The following is a 23,610-nucleotide window of genomic DNA, read 5'->3' on the forward strand; positions in this document are numbered from 1 at the left end:
TCATGCAAGCCGTACAGCGTGAGATTGCTGAACAGCTCAAGGTTCAGCCACCGTTCGCCGATCGACAGGCCCTCGAAACGGAAGTCGCCCGACGCATCAGCTTCATTCAGGACTGCCTGACCAATTCCGGCCTGAAGACGCTGGTGCTGGGTATCAGCGGCGGCGTCGATTCGCTGACTGCCGGCCTGCTGGCCCAACGCGCCATGCGCGAACTGCGCGAGCGCACGGGCGACGACGCCTACAAGTTCATCGCCGTGCGCCTGCCGTATGAAACCCAGTTCGACGAGCAAGATGCCCAGGCTTCGGTGGACTTCATCGCCCCGGATGAACGCCACACGGTGAACATCGGCCCGGCGGTCAAATCGCTGGCCAATGAAGTGGCAGCGTTTGAAGGCAAACATGCGGTATCGGTAGATTTCGTGCTCGGCAATACCAAAGCGCGGATGCGCATGGTTGCGCAGTACACCATCGCTGGCGCAGCGCAGGGGCTGGTGATTGGCACCGACCATGCGGCGGAAGCGGTGATGGGTTTCTTCACCAAATTCGGCGATGGCGCTTGTGATCTGGCTCCGCTCAGCGGGCTGGTGAAAAATCAGGTGCGGGCGATTGCGCGCAGTTTCGGCGCGCCGGAATCGCTTGTGGAGAAAGTGCCGACGGCGGATCTGGAAGACTTGTCGCCGGGCAAGCCTGACGAGGCGTCGCATGGCGTGACCTATGCCGAGATCGATGCGTTTCTGCATGGCGAGTCGGTGCGGCAGGAAGCGTTCGACATCATCGTCAACACTTACAACAAGACGCATCACAAACGGGTCATGCCGTTCGCGCCTTGATCGATGAATGCATGAAAAAGCCCGCTGAGAAGTGATTCTCAGCGGGCTTTTTCTTTGGCCGAAACATCTATCGACGCTAATGGCCTCATCGCGGACAAGCCCGCTCCCACAGGGTGTGGGGTGAACCTGATTACTTCAGGGTCACGGTGCCTTTCATCATCGAGATGTGGCCCGGGAACGAGCAGAAGAAACCATATTTCTCGTCGGCCTTGAGCTTGGACACGTCGAAGGTCACCGAGTCGGTTTCCTTGGCGCCGATGATTTTGGTGTGAGCGATGACGCGCTCGTCGCCGTCTTTCAGGTAGTTCTTGTCGATGCCGGCGGCCAGGCCGTCGGTGGCGATCGGCTGCATGTCAGCTTCTTTGCTGATCACCAGGTTATGGCCCATGACGTTCTTCGGCAGGTTGCCGGAGTGGGTCAGTTCGACGGTGAAAGTCTTGCAGCTCTTGTCGATTTCGATGGCCTTGGTGTTGAAGGACATCTGGTCGGTGGAGTCGATGGTGGTTTTGCACTCGGCAGCCATCAATTGGCTGCTGGCCAGCGCCAGCAGGGATACCGCAATAACTTTGGAAAACATGGTGAATCTCCAAGGCAGGGTTAACAAAAACGCTAATGGTTGGAAGACTGCCTGAAATCTTCGCAAGTTCCTATGACCTGCGTCAAAAATTGTATACAACTTTCAGGCTATGACACTCATCGAAACAATCTACCGGCGAATGCTCTGGCCCCGCCCTATTATCGGCGCATCGTTAATTACCGGAGTCTTCGCCATGTCCTTCAACAGCCTGTTGTGCAGTCTGCTTGCCGCTTACGCCTGTGGTGCCAGCGGCACTTACGAAACGCCGAAGCGCGACGCGTAGTCCTTGGATCGAGCGCTGTGAGCCTTTACCCTGTGAGCCTGATTGATCCAGGAGGAAGGCATGTCTTTGAAATCCGTTTGTGTTTTTTGCGGTGCCAACGCCGGCACTGATCCGGCTTATACCGAAGCTGCCGTCGCACTTGGCCGAGCACTCGCCGAGCGTAAATTGACCCTGGTCTACGGCGGTGGCGCCGTGGGTTTGATGGGTATCGTCGCCGACGCTGCGCTGGCGGCAGGCGGTGAAGTGATCGGGATCATTCCGCAGAGCCTGATGGACAAGGAAATCGGCCATAAAAGCCTTACACGTCTGGAAGTGGTCGACGGCATGCATGCGCGCAAGGCGCGGATGGCCGAACTCAGCGATGCCTTCGTCGCATTGCCCGGCGGCCTTGGCACTCTCGAAGAATTGTTCGAAGTCTGGACCTGGGGCCAGCTCGGCTACCACGGCAAACCGCTGGGACTGCTCGAAGTGAAGGGTTTCTACAGCAAACTCACGGCTTTTCTTGACCATATCGTCGGCGAAGGCTTCGTTCGCGCACCACACCGTGACATGCTGCAAGTGAGCGAATCGCCTCTTTCCCTGCTCGATGCCCTCGACCAATGACGGCCAACCGTCGTGCCGAAGTGGGTCGATCAAAAACCCGGCTAACAGCCGAGCCCCGATACAGGGCAGAATACGCGCCGCTCAACCTCACCTTCGACCCAAGAGGATCGCCCATGGCCAAACCCAATTACTCCTTCGCCAAACGTCAACGTGACCTGGAAAAGGAAAAGAAGAAAGAGGAAAAGCTTCAGCGCAAGAAACAATCAGCTGAAGAAGCAGCACTGAACCCTGACGGTGAAGTGGCAGCGGAAGATGCTGCAGACGTAGATACCGATGCACCGAAAGAGCAGGCGCCTGACGCTTGAATGATTGATTTGTGGCGAGGGAGCTTGCTCCCGCTGGGTTGCGCAGCGCCCCCAAAACTTTCGCGACTGCTTCGCAGCCGAGCGGGAGCAAGCTCCCTCGCCACAAAAGCTTCCCACAATAAATCGTCCTTATTCCAGCGGCATCACTGTGACCCGCACTTCCGGATCATGGCTCCCTCCTCCCAGAATCACCCCGCGCAACGGCGATACATCGGAAAAGTCCCGGCCCCAGGCCAGAGTGATGTGTTCCAGTGCCGGTTGCACGTTGTTCGTCGGATCGAAATCCACCCAGCCCAGTACCGGGCAATACACCGAAACCCACGCATGTGACGCATCAGCGCCGATCAGCCGTGGCTGGCCCGGTGGCGGCTGTGTCAACAGATAGCCGCTGATGTAACGCGCTGCCAGCCCTCGGGAACGCACGCAAGCGAGCATCAAGTGCGCAAAGTCCTGACACACTCCGCGCCGCCGCTCCAGCACTTCGACCAGTGGCGTTGCGACCTGGGTGGCTTCGGCATCGAAAGTGAATTCCCTGAATATCTTCTGCATCAACGCCTGCACGCCGAGCATCAGCGGTCTTCCGGCTGGAAAACAACTTTCAGAGAACTCGACGAAGCTGCGCTTCAAGTGAACATAGGGTGACTGAAAACGATAACGGCAGGCCTCGAGTACATCAGCGGACAACGGCTGGCAGCTGTAAGTCAGTGCATTGCGCGTCAGCTCCCACGCCGGCGACAGGTTGAAATCCAATGCCGGTCGCGCCAGCACTTCAACGGTGAGGCGGGCGTTGACCTGCAATTCATCATGCGGCCGTTCGAAAGCCAACCGCGTCAGCGGATTGCCGAACACGTCCAGCTCATCCCGGCGCGCGGAGGGTTGCGGGCTGATCAGCAGTTGTTGTTCAGTGCAGCGCTGCCACGCGCACTCTCGCGGCCACAGGTGCGCCAATTGCTGAGCGAGGGACACCGGACTGTCGTAGTGGTAGCAGGTGTCGTGGAGGATCTGGTAATGCGCGCTCATCAGACGGACACCGTGCGTTGGCTGACATCATCGACATGCGCGAAATGACGCAGCGCCAGTCGATCAGAGACTTGGCCGCTGGCATCGGCGATTTCCTGCAACAGATCCGCCAGACCATCGAGTGCCTCACGTACGCTGGTTTCGCCGAACAAAGGATTCTCCAGGCAACCCAAGTCAAAACGCGCCAGACGCTCGACCAACTCGGGCAGCGCGGTTTCGCGAGGCGCGGCAAAGTCCTGGTTCAAGCGCTTGACGGTGCGCGTCACCAGTTTCAGCTGGAACAGCACCGCATGCGGGTTCTGCTCGTCGAGCAGTAGCAGGTCGAGCACTGGAATCAACTGCGCTACCGCCAGATAGCGCGAGCGGTAAGTAATGCTGCTGTTACCCAGTTCCAGCAACCACTCAAGCCCGGCCTGATCAAACGCCCCGGCACCGCGCAGGAATCCCGCCAGACTGCTGCTGAGAAACTGCAGCCGTTCAATCCGCCGGCCGATCATCAAAAAGCGCCAGCCTTCGTCACGGGTCATGTCGTCCAGAGCAAAACCGGACAGCGCCGCCAGCGACATTACCAAGCGGTTGAGGAAATCCAGCAGTTCGCCGAAGTCTGGATCGGCGGTTTCCAGCTCCATAGCTTCGCGCTGCAATTCGACCAGTGCCTGCCAGTTTTCCCGCGAGAGCTTGCCGCGTACCTGCGAAGCCGCCCACTGCAAGCGTTGCAGGTTGGAGCGCAGGCTGAACGACCAGTCATCACCGAGCAGCGCCGCGAGCAAGCGCTCCGGCAGTTCGCCTTCTTCGGGCAGCAGCATCAACCGTTCGCCGAGTTCCACCGCTGCTTGCAGGGCCAATGGATCATCGCCGTCGACGTAGCGTGTGAGCATGATGCGCAACAGCCGCGCACTGTCGTCACAGCGCTCACAGTAACGGCCGAACCAGAACAGGTTCTCCACCACCCGCGACGGCAAATACGGATCGCGCCGCACCAAATCATGCACACCGATATTGCGCTGGGCCTTCCACTGTTCGCCGCTGGGAGGTCGGTCACCCAGCACCCAGGTGTCCTTGCTCGCGCCGCCGCGTTGCATCGACACCACTTCGGCATCGGCATCAGCGGCGACCCGGGTCAGGCCTCCCGGCAACACCCGGTAGCCGTCACGACTGGCCACCGCATACATGCGCATGCCGATAGCCCGAGGTTGCAGTTGATCGTCCTCGGGCTGCCAGATTGGCGCATGAGACAGCTGAGCCAATTCTTGCGCGACATAAGCGTAAGGCCGTGCACGCATGCGCTCGGCGAGCTCTTGGCGCTGGTTTTCGCTCAGATCCCGGCCAAACACAGGAGCGAAGCTTTGCGAGGGGAATGCCGGTTTGATCAGCAACTCCGGCAATTTTTCCAACGCTTGGGCCAACACCGGCGGCTCGCCACACCACCAGGTCGCAATGGACGGCAGGATCAGTTCCTCGCCGAACAGGTATTGATTGATCTTCGGCAGAAACCCCAGCAGACCCGGCGATTCCAGCACGCCGCTGCCCAGCGCGTTGGCCACCAGCACCCGCCCCTGACGCACCGCTTCGAGCAGACCGGGCACGCCCAGTGCCGAATCCGTGCGCAGCTCCAGCGGGTCGCAGAAATCATCGTCGAGCCGGCGCATGATTGCGTGCACCCGACGCAGACCGCTGAGGGTTTTCAGATAAACCGTGGCATCGCGCACCGTCAGGTCGCCGCCCTCGACCAGCGGATAGCCGAGCTGGCGCGCCAGATACAGGTGTTCGAAATAGCTTTCGTTGAAACGCCCCGGCGTCAGCAGCACGATCAGCGGCGCTTCATCGTCGCTCGGCGCCTGCCGCGCCAGCGTCTCCTGCAAGGTCCGAAAGAATCCGGCCAGATGCTGCACTTTCAGATCGCGATACAACTCGGGAAAGGCCCGCGACACGATGGTGCGGTTTTCCAGCGCATAACCGGCACCGGACGGCGCCTGGGTACGATCCGCCGTCACCCACCAACGGCCATCCGGCGTGCGTGCCAGATCCACGGCGTACAGATGCAGAAACGCTCCGTCAGGCGGCGTAATGCCCTGACACGGCCAAAGAAAGTTGTTGTGCCCGAACACCAGCTCCGCCGGCAGCAAACCTTCGCTGATCAGCTTCTGTGGCCCATACAGATCCGCCAACACTGCGTTGAGCAGCCGCGCACGTTGAGCGATCCCGGCGGACAATTGTTGCCACTCATCCGCCGCGATCACATGCGGCAGCAGATCCAGCTCCCACGGGCGGTCGGCGCCTTTGGGGTCGGCATACACGTTGTAGGTGACGCCGTTTTCCTGAATCTGCCGCGCCAGCAATGCCTGACGCTGCACCAGTTGCGCCGGGGTACTGCGCTGCAATTGGTCGAACAGCCGCCGCCAGTGCGGGCGCACGGCCCCGCTATCGTCGAGCAGTTCGTGGTAAGTGCCCGCGGTCAGCGGGTAGCGGTCAAGCAGATCAGGCATGGAAAGCTCGGCAGCCAGCAGTGAACGGTCAGACTAACGCAGGCACATGACGCCCGGATATACGAAAAATCCGGGCGTCGTGTACGACTTAGAAACGTCGTAAATCGAGCGTCATCGGTAGCTCGTCAGTAGTTTCCAGAATCGGTACAGGAAGTTTTCCCGGCGTGTGTCCGATGCGGAAGAAACGCGCCATGCGCCGGCTCTCGGCTTCATTGGCATTCACCGGCAAGGTCTCGTAATTGCGCCCGCCCGGATGGGCGACGTGGTACTGACAACCGCCGAGCGAACGCTGCATCCAGGTGTCGAGCAAGTCGAACACCAGCGGCGCGTGCACCGGGATGGTCGGCTGCAAACAGTTGGCCGGTTGCCAGGCGCGAAAGCGTACCCCAGCGACAAACTCGCCAACGCGCCCGGTCGATTGCAGCGGCACCGCAACGCCGTTGCAGGTCAGCAGATAACGTTGCGGCGGCAAGCCTTTGAGCTTGACCTGCAAGCGCTCCAGCGATGAATCGACATAACGCACCGTGCCGCCCACCGCGCCCTCCTCGCCCAGCACATGCCAAGGCTCAAGCGTCTGTCGCAGCTCGAGTTCGATGCCGTTGACGGCGTAATCGCCGACCTTGGGGAAGCGGAACTCCAGATGCGCGGCAAACCATTCGGCGCGCAGCGGATAACCGGCATTGTTCAGTTCGACGATGACGTCGGCGAAATCCTGCTCGATGAAGTGCGGCAACAGGAATCGATCGTGCAGTTCGGTGCCCCAGCGCGCGAGTTTCGGCGGCGCGTAAGGCTCACGCCAGAAGCGCGCCACCAGCGCCCGCAGCAATAGTTGCTGCGCCAGACTCATGCGCGCATGCGGTGGCATTTCGAACGCGCGCAGCTCAAGCAAGCCGAGGCGTCCGGTCGCGCCATCCGGCGAGTACAGTTTGTCGATGCAGAATTCGGCGCGATGGGTGTTGCCGGTGACGTCGATCAGCAAATTGCGCAGCAGCCGATCCACCAGCCACGGCGCGCACTCCTCACCCGGTTCGGGCATCTGCGCAAAGGCGATTTCCAGTTCATACAACGCGTCATTACGCGCCTCATCCACGCGAGGCGCCTGCGAGGTCGGGCCGATGAACAGCCCGGAAAACAGGTAGGACAACGAAGGATGGTTGTGCCAGTAACTGATCAGGCTGCGCAACAGATCGGGACGCCGCAGAAACGGTGAGTCCGCCGGTGTCGCGCCGCCGAGGACGAAATGGTTGCCGCCGCCCGTGCCGGTGTGGCGGCCGTCGATCATGAACTTCTCGGTGGTCAGGCGGGTTTGTCGAGCTTCTTCGTAGAGAAATTCGGTGCGCTCGACCAACTCGTCCCAGGTCGCGGACGGCTGCACGTTGACCTCGATCACGCCCGGATCCGGGGTGATACGGAAGTTGCTCAGCCGCGGATCGCTCGGTGGCTCGTAGCCTTCCAATAGCACCGGGCAGCGCAGTTCTTCAGCGGTGGCTTCGATGGCCGCCACCAGTTCCAGGTAATCCTCGACTTGCTCCAGTGGCGGCATGAACAGGTACAAACGGCCTTCGCGCGCCTCGGCACAGAATGCGGTGCGAGTCAGCCAGTCGGCGGATTCGTCGATCTTCGGCACACGTTCGTCAGCCGTGGCTGACGCGTCGTGGTTACTGAGCTGCGCAGTGTCGGGCAGCGGGGGGAAGTCCTGGTTCGGATCGTTCGGATGGATAAACGGATATTCGGCCGCTTTCACCCATGGCTGCGAAGCCAATGGCAAGCGATAGCCGAGCGCCGAGTCTCCGGGCACCAGCCGGCAGTGCTCGTCGCGCAGATACCAGCGGCCGCTCTGCCACTGATCACCCTTGGCGGTGCGCGCCAGCGGCAGCACTTGTCCTATCACCTTGTCGAGGCCTTGGCTGAACACTTTGCGCAGCCGCGCACGCTCCAGTGGCTCCTCCAGACGTGAGTCTTCGGCGCTGACGTTGCTCGGCAACGCCCCCTCGCGCCAGAGGTAATAGAAGTTGTCTTCATAGGCTGGAAACACGAATCGCGCCGGCAGCTTCAAACGCTCGGCGACACTCGCCAGAAAGCGTCCGGCCAGAGCGCCATCGGCGCCGTAGTCCTGCTGTTCGTCGGCAATCAATGCGCTGTTGTGCCAGATCGGCACTCCGTCGCGGCGCCAATAGCAATTGAGCGACCAGCGCGGGAGTTGCTCGCCCGGATACCATTTGCCCTGACCGAAATGCACCAAGCCATTGGGCGCGTAGTGTTTGCGCAGACGCTGAAACAATTCGGCGGAAAGTTTGCGCTTGTCCGCGCCAAGGGCGGCGGTGTTCCATTCGGCGCCGTCGGGGTCGTCGATGGACACGAAGGTCGGTTCACCGCCCATGGTCAGGCGCACATCGCCTTCCAGCAGGTCGGCGTCAATCTGCCGGCCTAACGCCTGAATCGCCAGCCATTGTTCATCGGTGTAGGGCTTGGTGACGCGCGGGGCTTCCCAGATCCGCTCCACCGACATTTCGTGAGTGAATTGCGTCTCGCACGGTTCGACCAAACCACTGATGGGCGCCGCCGACGATGGATCGGGACTGCAGGCCAACGGGATATGCCCTTCACCGGCGAACAGCCCGGACGTGGCATCGAGACCGATCCACCCTGCTCCCGGCAAATACACTTCGCACCAGGCATGCAGATCGGTGAAATCCACTTCGGTGCCGGACGGCCCGTCGAGGCTTTTCACATCTGCCGTCAGTTGAATCAGGTAACCGGAGACGAAACGCGCGGCCAGTCCGAGATTGCGCAGCAGTTGCACCAGCAGCCATGCCGAGTCGCGGCAGGAACCGGAGGCGTGTTCAAGGGTGTGTTCCGGGGTTTGCACGCCCGGCTCCATGCGGATCAGGTAGCTGATGTCTTCGCTCAGACGCTGATTCAGCGCGACGAGGAAATCCACGGCCGGCAGCGGTGTGCGGTCGATCCGGTCGAGATAGGTCTTGAACGCGGGGGTCAGCGGCAGGGTTTCGAGATACGGCGCCAGCTCTTTGCGCTCATCGGCGGCGTAATCGAAGGGGATTTTCTCGGCGTAGGGTTCGAGGAAGAAGTCGAACGGGTTGAACACCGCCATTTCCGCGAGCAGGTCGACTTCGATGCGCAGTTCGTCGGTCTTCTCGGGGAACACCAGCCGCGCAAGGTAGTTGCCCTGCGGGTCTTGCTGCCAGTTGATGAAGTGCTGCTCGGGCGAGACTTTCAACGCATACGAGAGAATCCGCGTGCGGCTGTGGGCGGCCGGGCGCAGGCGAACGATCTGCGGACCGAGTTCGACAGCGCGGTCGTAGCGGTAATGCGTGACGTGATGCAATGCGACATGAATCGACACGGCGTGCCTCCTGCGAGCCTAAGCGTATTGGAAAGCGCGCAAGAGTTATGCCATGCACAGGCCTGGGCGCTTTTCCGGAAATGCTCAGGGCAGTACAGCACCAAAAACGGGCGATGCGAGGAAATGGTTGATGACAGTTGCACGCAAATGTTGCGAGCAGTTGTTCATGCGTTGCCTGATCCGACGCCATCGCTGGCAAGCCAGCTCCCACAGGGATCTTCAGTGGCCACAGTTTCGTGAACGACAGATAACCCTGTGGGAGCTGGCTTGCCAGCGATGAGGCCGATGGCTTCAGCACAACTCTTGAACCCGGAAACGCAAAACGCCAACCCGAAGGCTGGCGTTCTGTTCACTTCAACAAAGACTCAGCGCGGCACTACAGGCTTGCGTGCCGGTTTCGGCCCTTTGCCCTTCGCTGCGTCCTTGCGATCCTTGGCCGCTTGCTGGTTGCGGGCAAATGCCGCGGCCTTGGCCTGTTCGCGCTTGTCCCACGAATTACCGCCATCACTGGCACGCGGTGGCAAACCGGTGTGCTGGGTGAGGATCTTGGTGGTCTTCTCACCCGCAACCTTGTGGCTACCGGCCGGCGTCGAGTTCTTGCGACGGGCGCTCTGGTAGCTGTCAGTCGCCGGTTGATGTGCCGGGATCAACTGGGTCTTGCCCGGCCCGATCAGGTCGGAGCGGCCCATGCGGATCAGCGCTTCACGCAGCATCGGCCAGCCTTTCGGGTCGTGATAACGCAGGAACGCCTTGTGCAGACGACGCTGCTCTTCGCTCTTGACGATGGTCACGCTGTCGCTCTTGTAGCTGACCTTGCGCAGCGGGTTCTTGCCCGAGTGGTACATCGCGGTGGCGGTGGCCATCGGCGAAGGATAAAACGCCTGCACCTGGTCGGCACGGAAGCCATTACCCTTCAGCCACAAGGCCAGGTTCATCATGTCTTCGTCGGTGGTGCCCGGGTGCGCGGCGATGAAGTACGGAATCAGGTACTGCTCTTTGCCGGCTTCCTTGGTGTACTTCTCGAACATGCGCTTGAACTTGTCATAGCTGCCGATGCCCGGTTTCATCATCTGGTTGAGCGGACCTTCCTCGGTGTGTTCCGGGGCGATCTTCAGATAACCACCAACGTGGTGGGTCACCAGCTCTTTGACGTACTCCGGCGACTCGACCGCGAGGTCATAGCGCAGGCCGGAAGCGATCAGAATCTTCTTCACACCCGGCAATGCACGGGCGCTGCGGTACAGCTGAATCAGCGACGAGTGGTCGGTGTTCAGGTTCGGGCAGATGCCGGGGAATACGCAGGACGGCTTGCGGCACGCGGATTCGATTTCCGGGCTCTTGCAGGCAATGCGATACATGTTCGCGGTCGGGCCGCCAAGGTCGGAGATGACACCGGTGAAGCCCGGAACCTTGTCGCGAATCTCTTCGATCTCGCGAATGATCGACTCTTCGGACCGGTTCTGGATGATCCGGCCTTCGTGCTCGGTGATCGAGCAGAAAGTGCAGCCGCCGAAGCAGCCACGCATGATGTTCACCGAGAAACGGATCATGTCGTAGGCCGGGATCTTTTCCTTGCCGTAAGCAGGGTGCGGAACCCGTGCGTAAGGCATGCCGAACACGTAGTCCATTTCTTCAGTGGTCATCGGAATCGGCGGCGGGTTGAACCAGACGTCGACTTCGCCGTGCTTCTGCACCAGCGCGCGGGCGTTACCCGGGTTGGTTTCGAGATGGAGTACGCGGTTGGCGTGAGCGTAGATCACCGCATCGCCACGGACTTTTTCCATCGACGGCAGACGGATCACCGTCTTGTCGCGAGTCATGCGCGGGCTGGCCAGGATCTGTACGACCTTGGCTTCCTGCGGATCTTCAACCGGGCCCTTCTCCTGCTCGATTGCGCAAGCCTGAGTGTCCTGGGTATTGACGTACGGGTTGATGATCTTGTCGACCTTGCCCGGACGGTCGATGCGCGTCGAATCGACTTCGTACCAGCCCGCCGGCGTGTCACGACGGATGAACGCGGTGCCGCGCACGTCGGTGATGTCTTCGATCTTGTGACCGTAGGACAGACGCTGGGCGACTTCGACAATTGCCCGCTCGGCGTTGCCGTACAGCAGGATGTCGGCGCAGGCGTCGATCAGGATCGAGTTACGCACGCGATCCTGCCAGTAATCGTAGTGCGCGATGCGGCGCAGGGAAGCTTCGATGCCGCCGAGCACGATCGGCACGTTTTTGTAGGCTTCCTTGCAGCGCTGGCTGTAGACCAGGCTGGCGCGATCCGGACGTTTGCCGGCCATACCGCCGGGGGTATAGGCGTCGTCGGAACGGATTTTCTTGTCGGCGGTGTAGCGGTTGATCATCGAGTCCATGTTGCCGGCCGCGACGCCGAAGAACAGGTTCGGCTCGCCGAGCTTCATGAAGTCGTCTTTGGACTGCCAGTTCGGCTGGGCAATGATCCCGACGCGAAAGCCTTGCGACTCCAGCAGCCGGCCGATGATCGCCATGCCGAACGACGGATGATCGACGTAGGCATCTCCGGTAACAATGATGATGTCGCAGGAATCCCAGCCAAGCTGATCCATCTCCTCCCTGCTCATCGGCAGGAATGGCGCTGGGCCGAAACATTCGGCCCAGTATTTTGGATAGTCAAATAACGGCTTGGCTGTTTGCATGTCGACGACCGGTGTTGAGATGAAAAATCGCGGGCGCGGAATATAGCACAAAAAATAACCAATTCCGACGGCAATGGTCGGTTTCTCTTTGCCCCCGCCCAACTCCACCCAGTCGCTGCAAAACCGGCAATGAAGCCGAACGCTCGCCAGTCTCTTTTCGACGGATGCGCCTACACACAAGGATGAACAAACATGCCATTGAAACCGCCTGTCAGGGGCAGTACCCACGTCGAGGTGCACACACCGCGCCTCCGCCCCGGGAATGAAACCCCGCCGCGCATCGGCGCGCCGGGCCATTTCGAACCTGACACTTCGATTTTCAGCCCCGGACAAAAACCGCGCGGACACAACAAAGGACCGGCCGACACCGACCTGGATGCAATCCTCCCGGAGTCATCGCTGACCATCAACGAACTGCCGCCCTCCGAGATTGAATCCAGGCCACTGCGCCGCCCGCTGGAGGACTACCGGGTTCCCAACGCCAATCACCTGCCGGCGGCGGACGCTGAGGGCCTACGCAGTTTCAAGGGTCGCCTGTTCGTCGACGGCTACGATGGCAGCACCCTGCACGTAGGTCGCGATCCTGAGAGCGGTCTGTACCGGGCCAAACTGCAGAGTGAACAAAAAGCTTCCGGGCCTGATCTGCTGCGTGACCCGGAAACCGGCCTCTGGCATCCACTGCAACAGCTGGAAGCGATGACCTTCGCGCTATCGGCCAGCCGCCTCCAGGACTACCGCACGGCGCTGGACTTCGGCGCCGCGCAACCTGACAGTGCCGGGCTCTATCACTTCGAAAAGCGCGTGTATGCAGTCATCGAGGATCAGGCCTATCAGGTCATGCATGATCTCGATGCGTCATCGCCCGAGCTGGCCGTGATGCGCATCGTCCGGCCCGCGGACCCCGTCGCCAGTGACGAAAATAACCGTTACGTCGCCACGCGACCGGGCAAATCGGAGCCGGTGTTTTTCAACCGGCAGATCGGCTGGACCGGCCTGATTGTCGGCGGTGCGGGCGGGATGTTCAGCGGCCAGGAGCGCTCCTGGCGCAGGCAACTGGGCGCCGCGGTGAATCAACATCTGCGCAGTGCGCAAAGCCGCGCTCGCAAACTGTTTCCAGCAATGGACCAGGCCGGGATCGAAGTGTTTATTCAATCGCTTGGGGGCGACGTTGCAGCAGGGCTGACCCGCCGGGAAACTCAACTGGCAACCCTCAAGCAGGAGCTGAAAACCTGGAGCCAGCAAACCGCCGCGGGATCTCCCGGGACTTGGGCCAAGGACGTTTCCGCAGAAATCCTGCGTGGCTGGCGCCGGGAAACCGGGACCATGCTTACGCTGCCAGAGGCAGGCGGAGCCTTGCCGGCATTGAAAGCGGATTTCGAGCATATCGAGTCTCTGAATTTGCGGGCAATCGAGTGGTCCGACACTGCCACAGCCTTCCTCGGCAATTTCTCCGCGCTGAATCATCTGAGCATCGTGCGCTCCACTCTGGGAGAAGTTCCCGCTGCGATCCTGGGGATGCACAATCTGACCACGCTGGACCTGCACGCGAATCGCATCAAGATCAACGCTGAAGGCGTCGCTCGCCTCAGCGCGCCCACCCGGCTCGAACAACTTGATCTGTCGCACAATACATTGGGCGTTGCGCCCGACCTGCAGGGCATGTCCGCGTTGAAAGTGCTCAATCTGAGCGACACCGCCATCGAGCAGTGGCCCGCAGGTTTGCAGACCCGTGCAGGTCTGGAAATCCTCGATTTGCGCAACAACCGCTTGCGTGAGGTGCCACCGGCCTACCTGAACCCGCCAGCCGGGCAGCTCGAGGCGGTCGCGAAGATCAACGGCGTCACACTGCTGGACGGCAATCCGTTCCCTGCCGATTACTGGCATCACTTCGACGCGTACTGGCAACGCTTGCATCTGGAGCGGCCGGACTTGCTGGCACTCGCCACGCCCGGCGCTTTCGATAGCGCAAACCCTAAAGTCGATTGCTATCGGCTTATGTTCCCGGACAAAACCTTGCGAGAGGCGAGGCAATTCGTCAGGGCGCTCGGCGCCGGGGCCGAGCCTGAGCTGCTGCGCCTGGAACGCGAATATCAGGTTCTGGAGGATCAATTGGGTGCATGGTCGTTTTCTGGTGGCGGCGCGCAGCAGCGTTACGTTCGCGCCAACCAGATGCGCCTGGACCAGAGCGAAGTGGGCGATCGCTATGAAGCAAGGCGCCGTATCTTTCAGTGCTGGCGCCGTGAAACGCCGCAGAAACTGGCAAACGACGGCACGCCCATAGGGCTGATGCTCGATCTGAGCGGCCTCACCCTGCCAAGCCTGCCGGACCTGGATATTGATTTCAGCCATGTGGGTGCACTGAAACTCAACAACATGAATTTGAGCGCGTCTCCCGAAGGCTTCCTGTCGGGTTTTCGCCATGTTCGCTGGCTGGACCTGTCGAACAATCAACTGCGCGACCTGCCCCCCGCCATCGGCGAGATGCACGCAATGACGCGTCTGTTTCTACAAAACAACCAGATCATGCTCACCCCGGACACGGCACGGATCCTTTCCGAGCGGGTGACGCTGCGAGCGTTGATGCTGGAAAAAAACCCGCTGGGCATCGCCCCGGATTTCAGCTTGATCAGTGATATGCGTTCGCTGAATTTAGCCAATACGCGGATCGAAGTCTGGCCAAACGGGCTGGCCGAGCAACCTTCGCTCGACTTGATCAATCTGGCTGGCAATCGGATCTCGACAATTCCCGACTCGGTCATTGCGCCGACAGATTCCCGGTTGGCGCAGATGACGCGCATCAACGACGTGACCAACCTGAGCGACAATCCGTTGTCCGATGCGACGGTGGAGCAAGTGCAGCACTATGCCGAACGATTGAACAGGCACGCACTGACCGAACCCGGTCGCCCCAATCGCCTGGTCGCCACCGCGCACTCTCGGACCAATCGCAGACAGGCCAACAACCTGGCGGACTCGCCGTTCAAGCGCTGGTCGGAAGGTTTGTCAGAAGAGCAGACAACGATCCGACGCGCGCAGTGGCAGGTTTTGAAGGCGCATCAAGGCTCGGACCCGTTCTTTGAGATTCTCAACCGCCTCAAGCATGGCGGTGCCGGCCATACCGATCAGCAACGCCGGGTCTGGGATGTGCTGGATACCATGAGCGAAAACAGTCCCGAGTCGGAGCGCCTGCGCGACGATCTGTTCAACCGCGCAGGGGAACCTGCCTGCTGTGACCGCGCAGCCTTCTCTTTCGGCAATCTTGAAGTTCTGTCCATGGCGTACAAGGCACGGACTCAAGCGCTGGACCAGTCTCAGGGCCAACAGTTGGCAGACTTCTCCCGACGCCTGTTCCGCTTGCATGAAGTCGACAAGTTCGCATCGCTCGACATCCAGAACAGCGAAGCCATAGTTCGCAATCCCGGCACTTCGGCAGACGACAGACATCGGCATAACCTGCGTCTTTCAGAAGAGGTCGAGATCAGACTGGCTTATCGTTTTGGCCTGAAGACGCGGCTTGATTTGCCGGGACAGCCCGAGCAAACCAGCTTCACCCACATGGGCAAGGTCGATCAGGACAAACTGGACAGCGCCCATGACACGGTCAAGGCGCTGGATAATTCGCCGCAAGAGCGTGAAGCGTTGCTGTCCCGGGAATTCTGGAAGGACTATCTGACGAATAAACATCGCCAGCAATTCGAGGACCAACGTGCGCCGTTTCAGGATCGACTGGCCGACCTGCATGACAGCTTCGTCGATCGGCAGTTGACCGAGATCGAGTACAAAGCGAAAAGCGAAGACTTGCAGGCTCAGTTGGCGATAGAAGAGGCGGCGCTGATGCAGACCCTGACGATTCAGGAGCTCGACGCCCCTGCCGCTGGGGACAACATCAATCCACCGAACTAAGGGTTACCGGGAAAGGGCCTGGCGGTTTTCACCGGCCAGCCCTTACTCGTCGTCGTCGAAGTTATAGCTACCCGGCGCGAGGTTTTCAAAGCGTGTGTATTTGCCGATGAACGCCAGGCGGATAAAGCCGATCGGGCCGTTCCGCTGCTTGCCGATGATGATTTCGGCGATGCCTTTGTGTTCGGTTTCCGGGTGATACACCTCGTCCCGGTACACAAACATGATGACGTCAGCATCCTGCTCGATGGCTCCGGATTCCCGGAGGTCGGAGTTGATCGGACGTTTGTTCGGGCGCTGTTCCAGGGAACGGTTGAGCTGGGACAGTGCGACCACCGGGCAGTTGAATTCCTTGGCCAGGGCTTTGAGGGAACGCGAGATCTCGGAAATCTCGTTGGTCCGGTTATCACCGCCGGAACCCGGAATCTGCATCAGTTGCAGGTAGTCGATCATGATCAGGCCAATGTCACCGTGCTCGCGCGCCAGACGTCGGGTTCGCGCACGCATTTCCGACGGGCTGATGCCGGCGGTATCGTCGATGAACAGCTTGCGGTCGTTGAGCAAGTTGACCGCCGAGGTCAGGCGCGGCCAGTCGTCGTCTTCCAGTTGGCCGGAACGCACCTTGGTCTGATCGATACGCCCAAGCGATGAGAGCATACGCATGATCAGCGATTCGCCTGGCATCTCGAGGGAGTACACCAGTACTGCCTTGTCGCTGCGCAGTACGGCGTTTTCCACCAGGTTCATGGCGAAGGTGGTTTTACCCATCGACGGACGACCGGCGACGATGATCAGGTCGGACGGCTGCAGGCCGCTGGTCTTCTCATCAAGGTCGGTGTAACCGGTGGACAGCCCGGTGATCGCGTTGTCGGTGTTGAACAAGGTGTCGATGCGGTCGATGGCCTTGGTCAACAGGTCGTTCACGCTTACCGGGCCGCCGGTTTTTGGCCGGGCCTCGGCAATGGCGAAGATCTGGCGTTCGGCTTCGTCGAGGATTTCCTCGGCGGTGCGGCCTTCCGGGTTGAAAGCGCTGTCGGCGATCTCGGTGCTGATGCCGATCAGCTGGCGCAACGTCGCACGCTGGCGAACAATCTGCGCATAGGCCTTGATGTTGGCGACGGACGGCGTATTTTTCGCCAGCTCCCCCAGATAACCGAGGCCCCCTACTTGCGAGGTCTGACCTTCCTTGTCCAGTTGCTCGGCAAGGGTCACGACGTCAATCGGGGAGTTCTGATCGGCGAGCTTCGCAATCGCACGGAAAATCAGACGGTGGTCATGCCGGTAGAAATCGCCGTCGGAGACTTGATCAAGCACGCGTTCCCAGGCGTTGTTGTCCAGCATCAAACCACCGAGCACGGCCTGTTCGGCCTCGATGGAATGCGGCGGCACCTTCAGGGCAGCGGTTTGCAGATCGTATTGCTCAGGAGCGGAGATTTCGTTCATGGCCACTTGTTTGTTAGGTAAAAGCAGGGAGTACAGAAAGACAAAGGGCACGACCTGTAAACAGGATCGTGCCCGATGTTAACCGTCTGACGGGCAAGCCGCCAGCCGATCAGGTGTTGCTTAAGCTGCTACCACTACAACGCGTACGGTGGCTTCAACTTCGGCGTGCAGGTGCACGGCCACGTCGAATTCACCTACGTTGCGGATGGTGCCGTTCGGCAGACGAACTTCGCTTTTCGCAACTTCAACGCCGGAGGCGGTCAGTGCGTCAGCAATGTCGTGAGTACCGATCGAACCGAACAGCTTGCCTTCGTCGCCAGCGGTGGCAGTGATAGTCACTTCCAGCTCGGCCAGTTGGGCAGCACGGCTTTCAGCCGATGCTTTACGGTCTGCTGCTGCTTTTTCCAGCTCGGCACGACGCTCTTCGAACGCAGCGATGTTCGCTGGGGTCGCGGCGGTAGCCTTGCCGTATGGCAGCAGGTAGTTACGACCGTAACCGGCCTTAACGTTTACTTTGTCACCCAGGTTGCCCAGGTTGGTGACTTTTTCCAGAAGGATCAGTTGCATGTGAAAATCCTCTAACTTTTAACCTTCACCGTTCGCGCTGTCGGTGTCTTTCGACACGTGACGACCGCGAAAATCAATCAGGCTGTCGACAATGGCCAAGACCACGAGCAACGGATAGACCAGCTGCATGAACAGCAACAGCGTGACGTACAACCCCACCAGCCAGAATCCGGCCAGTCGCTTTTGCGCCACCAGCCCATGAATCAGGGCCAGCCCGGCGAACACCAGCGGTACACTGCACAACGGCGTCAACATAGCCATCTGTGCACCGAGATTCGGGCCCAGAAGCATCAACGCCAGCAGTAACATCGCCGGCCCCAGCGGGATTCGAATGGCGCGAAACTCGCGACCAAAACCACCCGGGTTGTACAACAACGCCTGCCAGTAACGCCCGACAATCAGGCTCACAACGCTGAGGATCTGCAACAAGGCCGCAATCAGTCCGGTCAGGACGGGTGCAATCAGCGACGCGAAACGCGCTTGCTCGTCTACCGACAATTGTTGGTAAGACTCGCCGAGAAGCGCTGGCATGACCTTTATCAAGGCCTGCGCGAGCATCTCGATCTGGGGCGCAAAAACCGCCCCGAGCACCACTGCAAACACCAATCCCATGGCTACGCTGACCAGCAGCGTGCGGACCCAGGACTCGCTTGCGCGCAATACCAACGCAAGCCCCGAAGAACCCAGCAGCACCAGAAGTGCCCGTGGGTCATCGGCATACAACCACCAGACCAATGCTGGCAGCAGTCCCAGCAACAGAACGCCGAGGGCGTCTGTCAATCCGCGCCGCAAAAGCACGAAGCTTCCAGCGGCAGCACCCAACCAATACAACAACGGCAATGTTGCACATCCAGCCACTACCAGAGTGGCCTGCATGCGGCCGCGCATGATGAACTCAGCTAAGGCACGCATACATTCTATCCTTTGCTACTTGTCGACTGCCCGGTCTCAGCGGCCGTGGCTGTCGGTGTAGGCCAGCAGGGCCAGGAAGCGGGCGCGCTTGATAGCGGTGGCCAGCTGACGCTGATAACGAGCTTTGGTACCGGTGATGCGGCTTGGAACGATTTTGCCGGTCTCGGATACGTAGGCTTTCAGAGTGTTGAGATCTTTGTAATCGATCTCCTTCACGTCTTCAGCGGTGAAGCGGCAGAATTTACGACGACGGAAGAAACGTGCCATTTGATAGGCTCCTTAAAAGGTCCGTGGATTACTCGTCAGCGTTATCGCTGTTGTCGCTGTCATCACGATCAGCGCTATCAGCGCCTTCGTGGTCTTCAGGACGGTCGCGACGCTCACGGCGCTCACTGCGGTTTTCTTCAGCCTTGAGCATCTCGGACTGGCCAGTAACGGCTTCGTCGCGACGGATGACCAGGTTACGGATCACTGCATCGTTGTAGCGGAAGTTGTCTTCCAGCTCGGCCAGGGCCTTGCCAGTGCACTCAACGTTCAGCATCACGTAGTGAGCCTTGTGAACATTGTTGATTGCGTAGGCCAGTTGACGACGGCCCCAATCTTCCAGACGGTGGATTTTGCCGCCGTCTTCTTCGATCAGCTTGGTGTAACGCTCTACCATGCCGCCGACTTGCTCGCTTTGATCCGGGTGGACCAAAAAGATGATTTCGTAATGACGCATGAATGCTCCTTACGGGTTGTAGCCTGCCGCTCAAAAACGGTCAGACAAGGAGTGAATGACACTTATGGACTTGCTGGCGCGGGGCACATGCGTGCCTGCCGTCACAGCAAGGGGCGCAATTGTAGAGAAGGGACTGCGGAGGTGCAAGGCAATTGGTGATTATTTGAACAATCACTGGAGATACATTCACAACCCCTCTGTCGGAGCTGCCGAAGGCTGCGATCTTTTGACTTTGCCTTAACAAGATCAAGAGATCGCAGCCTCGTTTCACTCGACAGCTCCTGCAAGGAGCCGCGTGAATCAAGACTTCTTGGCAGAAGCCTTGGCTTTGACACTGCGCTGGCGCTGCGCTTCGAACAGGCACACGCCGGTTGCCACGGACACGTTGAGACTGCTGACGCTACCGGCCATCGGCAGGTTTACCAGATAGTCGCAATGTTCGCGGGTCAGGCGACGCATGCCTTTGCCTTCAGCGCCCATGATCAGAATGGTCGGGCCAGTCAGATCCTGGTCGTAGATGTTGACTTCAGCTTCGCCGGCCGTACCGACCACCCACAGACCGCGCTGCTGAAGTTTCTCCAGAGTACGGGCAAGGTTGGTCACAGCCACCAACGGAATCACTTCCGCTGCGCCGCAGGCTACTTTACGCACCACTGGTGTCAGCGTTGCCGATTTGTCTTTCGGCACGATCACCGCCAGCGCACCGGCAGCATCTGCCGAACGCAGGCAGGCGCCGAGGTTGTGCGGATCGGTCACGCCGTCGAGCACCAGCAACAGTGGCGCGCCGTCGGTGCGATCAAGCAGTTCGTCAAGCATCGCCTCGCCCCAGACCTGGCTCGGACTGACGTCCGCGACTACGCCCTGGTGCACGCCTTCAACCCAGGCGTCCATTTCGCGGCGCTCGGCCTGACCGACCTGGACGCGGTTTTCGTTGGCCAGCTCGATCAGCGTCTGCACCCGCGGATCGTTGCGGCTTTCGGCCAGCCAGATCTGCTTGACGCGTTTAGGGTGATGACGCAGTAACGCTTCTACTGCGTGCACACCGTAGATTTTTTCCAGCTGACTCATGACTTGGCCTTAGGTTTACGCGCCCCGCCACTTTTGGCTGGAGCAGAACCCGTTTTTGGCGGGCCTTTACGGTGCTTGCTCGGTTTGGCTGGCTTGCCGCCGGAGTCCTTTTCAGGCGCCGACCGTCCGGTCTTTCCCCCGGACGCCGCTTTACCACCGTTTTTGGCATCGGCCAGCAAGGCCTGCTTCATTTCACGGCTTTTGCGCAGCTCGGCGTTTTTCGCCACGGCGTCGCTAGGGCGATACGCTTCAGAAGCCTTTTCCTTGGCAGGACGGCGGCCAGCGGTTTTCGCCGGCGCTGGTTCTGCCGCAGTTTTGCCTGCAGTTTTACCGGCAGTCCTCGCAGCAGGCGCAGCAGTTTCGGCGCCACGTTTCTTGCGACCGATCGGCGCGCTGATGGTTTTTTCGGCCATCTCGAAGTCGATCTTGCGCTCGTCGAGATCGACGCGCATCACGCGCACCTCAACCGTGTCACCCAGACGGAAGCTGCGACCGGTGCGCTCGCCCGCCAGGCGGTGATGCACTGGATCGAAGTGGTAGTAATCACCCGGCAGCGCGGTGACATGCACCAGGCCTTCGACGTAGATATCGGTCAGCTCAACGAACAGGCCAAAACCGGTCACGGCGGTGATCACACCCGGGAACGACTCGCCCACGCGATCTTTCATGAACTCGCACTTGAGCCAGTTCACTACGTCGCGGGTCGCTTCGTCGGCACGGCGCTCGCTCATCGAGCACTGCTCGCCGAGCTGTTCCAGAGCCGCTTCGTCGTACGGATAAATGCGCGCTTTCGGAATAGTCATCGCACCGGCACGGCGAACGTGCGGGGTGTCCTGTTTCGAGTGGATCACGCTGCGGATCGCGCGGTGCGTGAGCAAGTCCGGGTAACGACGGATCGGCGAGGTGAAGTGGGTATAGGCTTCGTAGTTCAGGCCGAAGTGACCCTGATTGTCAGCGCTGTACACCGCCTGGCTCAGCGAACGCAGCATCACGGTCTGGATCAGATGGAAATCCGGACGATCCTTGATGCTCGCCAGCAATGCCTGGTAGTCCTTCGGCGACGGGCCGTCCTTGCCTTTATGCAGGGACAGGCCGAGCTCACCGAGGAACGCGCGCAGTTTTTCCAGACGCTCCGGCGGCGGGCCGTTGTGAACGCGATACAACGCGGGTATTTCGTGTTTCTTCAGGAATTCAGCGGTGGCCACGTTGGCCGCCAGCATGCATTCCTCGATGAGTTTGTGCGCATCGTTACGAACGGTTGGACGGATCTCGGCGATCTTGCGCTCGGTGCCGAAGATGATCCGGGTTTCCTGCGTTTCGAAATCGATCGCGCCGCGCACGTGACGGGCAGCCAGCAACACCTTGTACAGCGAGTACAGCTGCTTGAGGTGCGGCAGAACGTCGTTGTACTCACCCCGAAGCTGACGCGCCTCGGTAAGTTTCGGCGTTTCCAGCATGGCACTGACCTTGTTGTAGGTCAGGCGAGCATGGGAGTGAATCACCGCTTCGTAGAAGCAGTAGTCGGTCATTTCGCCGGATTTGGAGATGGTCATCTCGCAAACCATGGCCAGGCGATCGACGTGCGGGTTCAGCGAGCACAGGCCGTTGGACAGTTGCTCAGGCAGCATCGGAATCACGCGCTCGGGGAAGTACACCGAATTGCCGCGAACCTGAGATTCGTTGTCCAGCGCCGAACCGATCTTCACGTAGCTGGAGACGTCGGCAATCGCCACGTACAACTTCCAGCCGCCGGAGAACAGGCGCAACTTGCCCGGTTTGGCTTCGCAATAGACCGCGTCATCGAAGTCGCGGGCATCTTCGCCGTCGATGGTCACGAACGGCAGATGGCGCAGATCGACGCGCTTCTCTTTGTCTTTCTCTTCGACTTCAGGCTTGAGCTTGGCAGCTTCTTTCAGGACCGCTTCAGGCCAGACGTGCGGGATATCGTACGCGCGCAGGGCGACATCGATTTCCATGCCCGGCGCCATGTAGTTGCCCACGATCTCAACCACGTCGCCTTGCGGCTGAAAGCGTGGCGTTGGCCAGTGGGTGATCTTCACTTCAACAAACTGACCGATCTGCGCGTTGGCATTACGGCCCGGGGTGACCAGCACTTCTTGCTGGATCTTCGGATTGTCCGCAAGCACGAAGCCGATGCCGCCTTCTTCGAAGTAGCGACCGACGATGGTTTCGTGAGCACGCGAGACCACTTCGACGATCACGCCTTCGCGGCGACCGCGACGGTCCAGACCGGAAACCCGCGCCAGCGCACGGTCACCGTCGAACACCAGCCGCATCTGGCCCGGGCTCATGAACAGATCGTCGGAACCATCGTCCGGCACCAGGAAGCCGAAGCCGTCACGGTGACCGCTGATGCGACCAAGGATCAGGTCGAGCTTGTCCACCGGCGCGTAGGTGCCACGGCGGGTGTAGATCAACTGAGCGTCGCGCTCCATGGCGCGCAGACGGCGGCGCAGGGCTTCGACCTGGTCTTCTGTGGTCAGACCAAACTCTTCGACCAGTTGCTCGCGGGCAGCAGGCGAACCCCGATCGGCGAGATGCGCCAGGATCAGTTCGCGGCTAGGAATAGGGTTTTCGTATTTTTCCGCTTCACGAGCGGCCTCGGGATCGAGGGACTGCCAATCGGCCATTAGAGAGTTTTCACCTTGTCTATATGCGGGTTAGTTTGGCATAGGCGCCATGAAACGGGAAATTTCAGGCTATAAAGGCCCATCTAAAGGCTTGTATCGACCTTTGAAAGGCGATTTCAACGCCGCTGGTAAAAAAAATCAATTATTTTCCCGACGGGGGTTTACAGTTAAAAAGGTGCTCCGTATAGTGCGCGCCATCGACGACGCAGAC

The 23,610-nt window shown here is 60.0% G+C and carries 16 protein-coding genes; 4 read left to right on the plus strand and 12 right to left on the minus strand.

The genetic code is table 11. From position 1 onward, the window contains the following. Positions 1-2: 2 nt before the first annotated feature. Positions 3-830 carry an ammonia-dependent NAD(+) synthetase gene (gene nadE / locus ACOI8A_RS15835; RefSeq protein WP_420647034.1) on the plus strand — a complete coding sequence of 276 codons (828 nt, stop codon included), beginning with the start codon at positions 3-5 and terminating at the stop codon, positions 828-830. Positions 831-960: 130 nt separating this feature from the next. Here the strand turns inward: nadE and azu are convergent, their stop codons facing one another. Further along, positions 961-1,407: an azurin gene (azu, locus tag ACOI8A_RS15840; RefSeq protein ID WP_420647033.1), complete on the minus strand. Its 447-nt coding sequence runs from the start codon at positions 1,405-1,407 to the stop codon at positions 961-963. Positions 1,408-1,750: 343 nt separating this feature from the next. On the opposite strand from azu, the gene ACOI8A_RS15845 reads away from it, so the two are divergent. Both ACOI8A_RS15845 and ACOI8A_RS15850 read left to right on the plus strand, forming a co-directional pair. Next, positions 1,751-2,293 (plus strand): TIGR00730 family Rossman fold protein, encoded by a 543-nt coding sequence (locus tag ACOI8A_RS15845; protein WP_420647032.1) that lies wholly within the window; start codon positions 1,751-1,753, stop codon positions 2,291-2,293. Positions 2,294-2,406: 113 nt separating this feature from the next. Beyond that, complete coding sequence (locus tag ACOI8A_RS15850) at positions 2,407-2,598, plus strand: hypothetical protein (protein WP_420647031.1); 192 nt, start codon at positions 2,407-2,409, stop codon at positions 2,596-2,598. Between the two features lie 129 nt (positions 2,599-2,727). On the opposite strand, the gene ACOI8A_RS15855 is transcribed toward ACOI8A_RS15850, so the two are convergent. The 4 genes from ACOI8A_RS15855 to ACOI8A_RS15870 form a co-directional block, all read right to left on the minus strand. Beyond that, positions 2,728-3,618, minus strand: a complete 891-nt coding sequence (locus ACOI8A_RS15855; protein WP_420647030.1) for a transglutaminase family protein — start codon at positions 3,616-3,618, stop codon at positions 2,728-2,730. After that, complete coding sequence (locus ACOI8A_RS15860) at positions 3,618-6,104, minus strand: circularly permuted type 2 ATP-grasp protein (protein WP_420647029.1); 2,487 nt, start codon at positions 6,102-6,104, stop codon at positions 3,618-3,620. The genes ACOI8A_RS15855 and ACOI8A_RS15860 overlap by 1 nt, the downstream gene beginning before the upstream one ends. Before the next feature lie 88 nt (positions 6,105-6,192). Further along, positions 6,193-9,468: a DUF2126 domain-containing protein gene (locus ACOI8A_RS15865; RefSeq protein ID WP_420647028.1), complete on the minus strand. Its 3,276-nt coding sequence runs from the start codon at positions 9,466-9,468 to the stop codon at positions 6,193-6,195. A gap of 365 nt (positions 9,469-9,833) precedes the next feature. Next, positions 9,834-12,137, minus strand: a complete 2,304-nt coding sequence (locus ACOI8A_RS15870) for a YgiQ family radical SAM protein (RefSeq protein ID WP_420647027.1) — start codon at positions 12,135-12,137, stop codon at positions 9,834-9,836. Positions 12,138-12,329: 192 nt separating this feature from the next. Between ACOI8A_RS15870 and ACOI8A_RS15875 the strand changes: the two genes are divergently transcribed. Then, positions 12,330-16,040, plus strand: a complete 3,711-nt coding sequence (locus ACOI8A_RS15875) for an NEL-type E3 ubiquitin ligase domain-containing protein (RefSeq protein WP_420647026.1) — start codon at positions 12,330-12,332, stop codon at positions 16,038-16,040. Between the two features lie 42 nt (positions 16,041-16,082). Here the strand turns inward: ACOI8A_RS15875 and dnaB are convergent, their stop codons facing one another. From dnaB to rnr, 7 genes are all read right to left on the minus strand, one after another. Further along, positions 16,083-17,480 (minus strand): replicative DNA helicase, encoded by a 1,398-nt coding sequence (dnaB, locus tag ACOI8A_RS15880; protein ID WP_420647025.1) that lies wholly within the window; start codon positions 17,478-17,480, stop codon positions 16,083-16,085. Between the two features lie 120 nt (positions 17,481-17,600). Beyond that, on the minus strand, positions 17,601-18,047 hold the full coding sequence (rplI, locus tag ACOI8A_RS15885) for a 50S ribosomal protein L9 (protein WP_008078307.1): 447 nt from the start codon (positions 18,045-18,047) through the stop codon (positions 17,601-17,603). An 18-nt stretch (positions 18,048-18,065) separates the two neighbouring features. Continuing rightward, complete coding sequence (locus tag ACOI8A_RS15890) at positions 18,066-18,959, minus strand: hypothetical protein (RefSeq protein WP_420647024.1); 894 nt, start codon at positions 18,957-18,959, stop codon at positions 18,066-18,068. 36 nt (positions 18,960-18,995) lie between these two features. Next, a complete protein-coding gene (gene rpsR, locus ACOI8A_RS15895; protein WP_002551829.1) occupies positions 18,996-19,226 on the minus strand; it encodes a 30S ribosomal protein S18 in 231 nt (76 codons plus the stop codon). A gap of 28 nt (positions 19,227-19,254) precedes the next feature. Continuing rightward, positions 19,255-19,680 carry a 30S ribosomal protein S6 gene (rpsF, locus tag ACOI8A_RS15900; RefSeq protein ID WP_420647023.1) on the minus strand — a complete coding sequence of 142 codons (426 nt, stop codon included), beginning with the start codon at positions 19,678-19,680 and terminating at the stop codon, positions 19,255-19,257. Between the two features lie 300 nt (positions 19,681-19,980). Further along, complete coding sequence (gene rlmB / locus ACOI8A_RS15905; protein WP_420647022.1) at positions 19,981-20,748, minus strand: 23S rRNA (guanosine(2251)-2'-O)-methyltransferase RlmB; 768 nt, start codon at positions 20,746-20,748, stop codon at positions 19,981-19,983. After that, a complete protein-coding gene (rnr, locus tag ACOI8A_RS15910; protein ID WP_420651287.1) occupies positions 20,745-23,399 on the minus strand; it encodes a ribonuclease R in 2,655 nt (884 codons plus the stop codon). Before rnr ends, rlmB begins: the two co-directional genes overlap by 4 nt. Positions 23,400-23,610: the final 211 nt, after the last annotated feature.

Origin of the sequence: Pseudomonas sp. P4795 (genome assembly GCF_048822895.1) — a bacterium.
Classification (GTDB): Bacteria; Pseudomonadota; Gammaproteobacteria; order Pseudomonadales; family Pseudomonadaceae; genus Aquipseudomonas.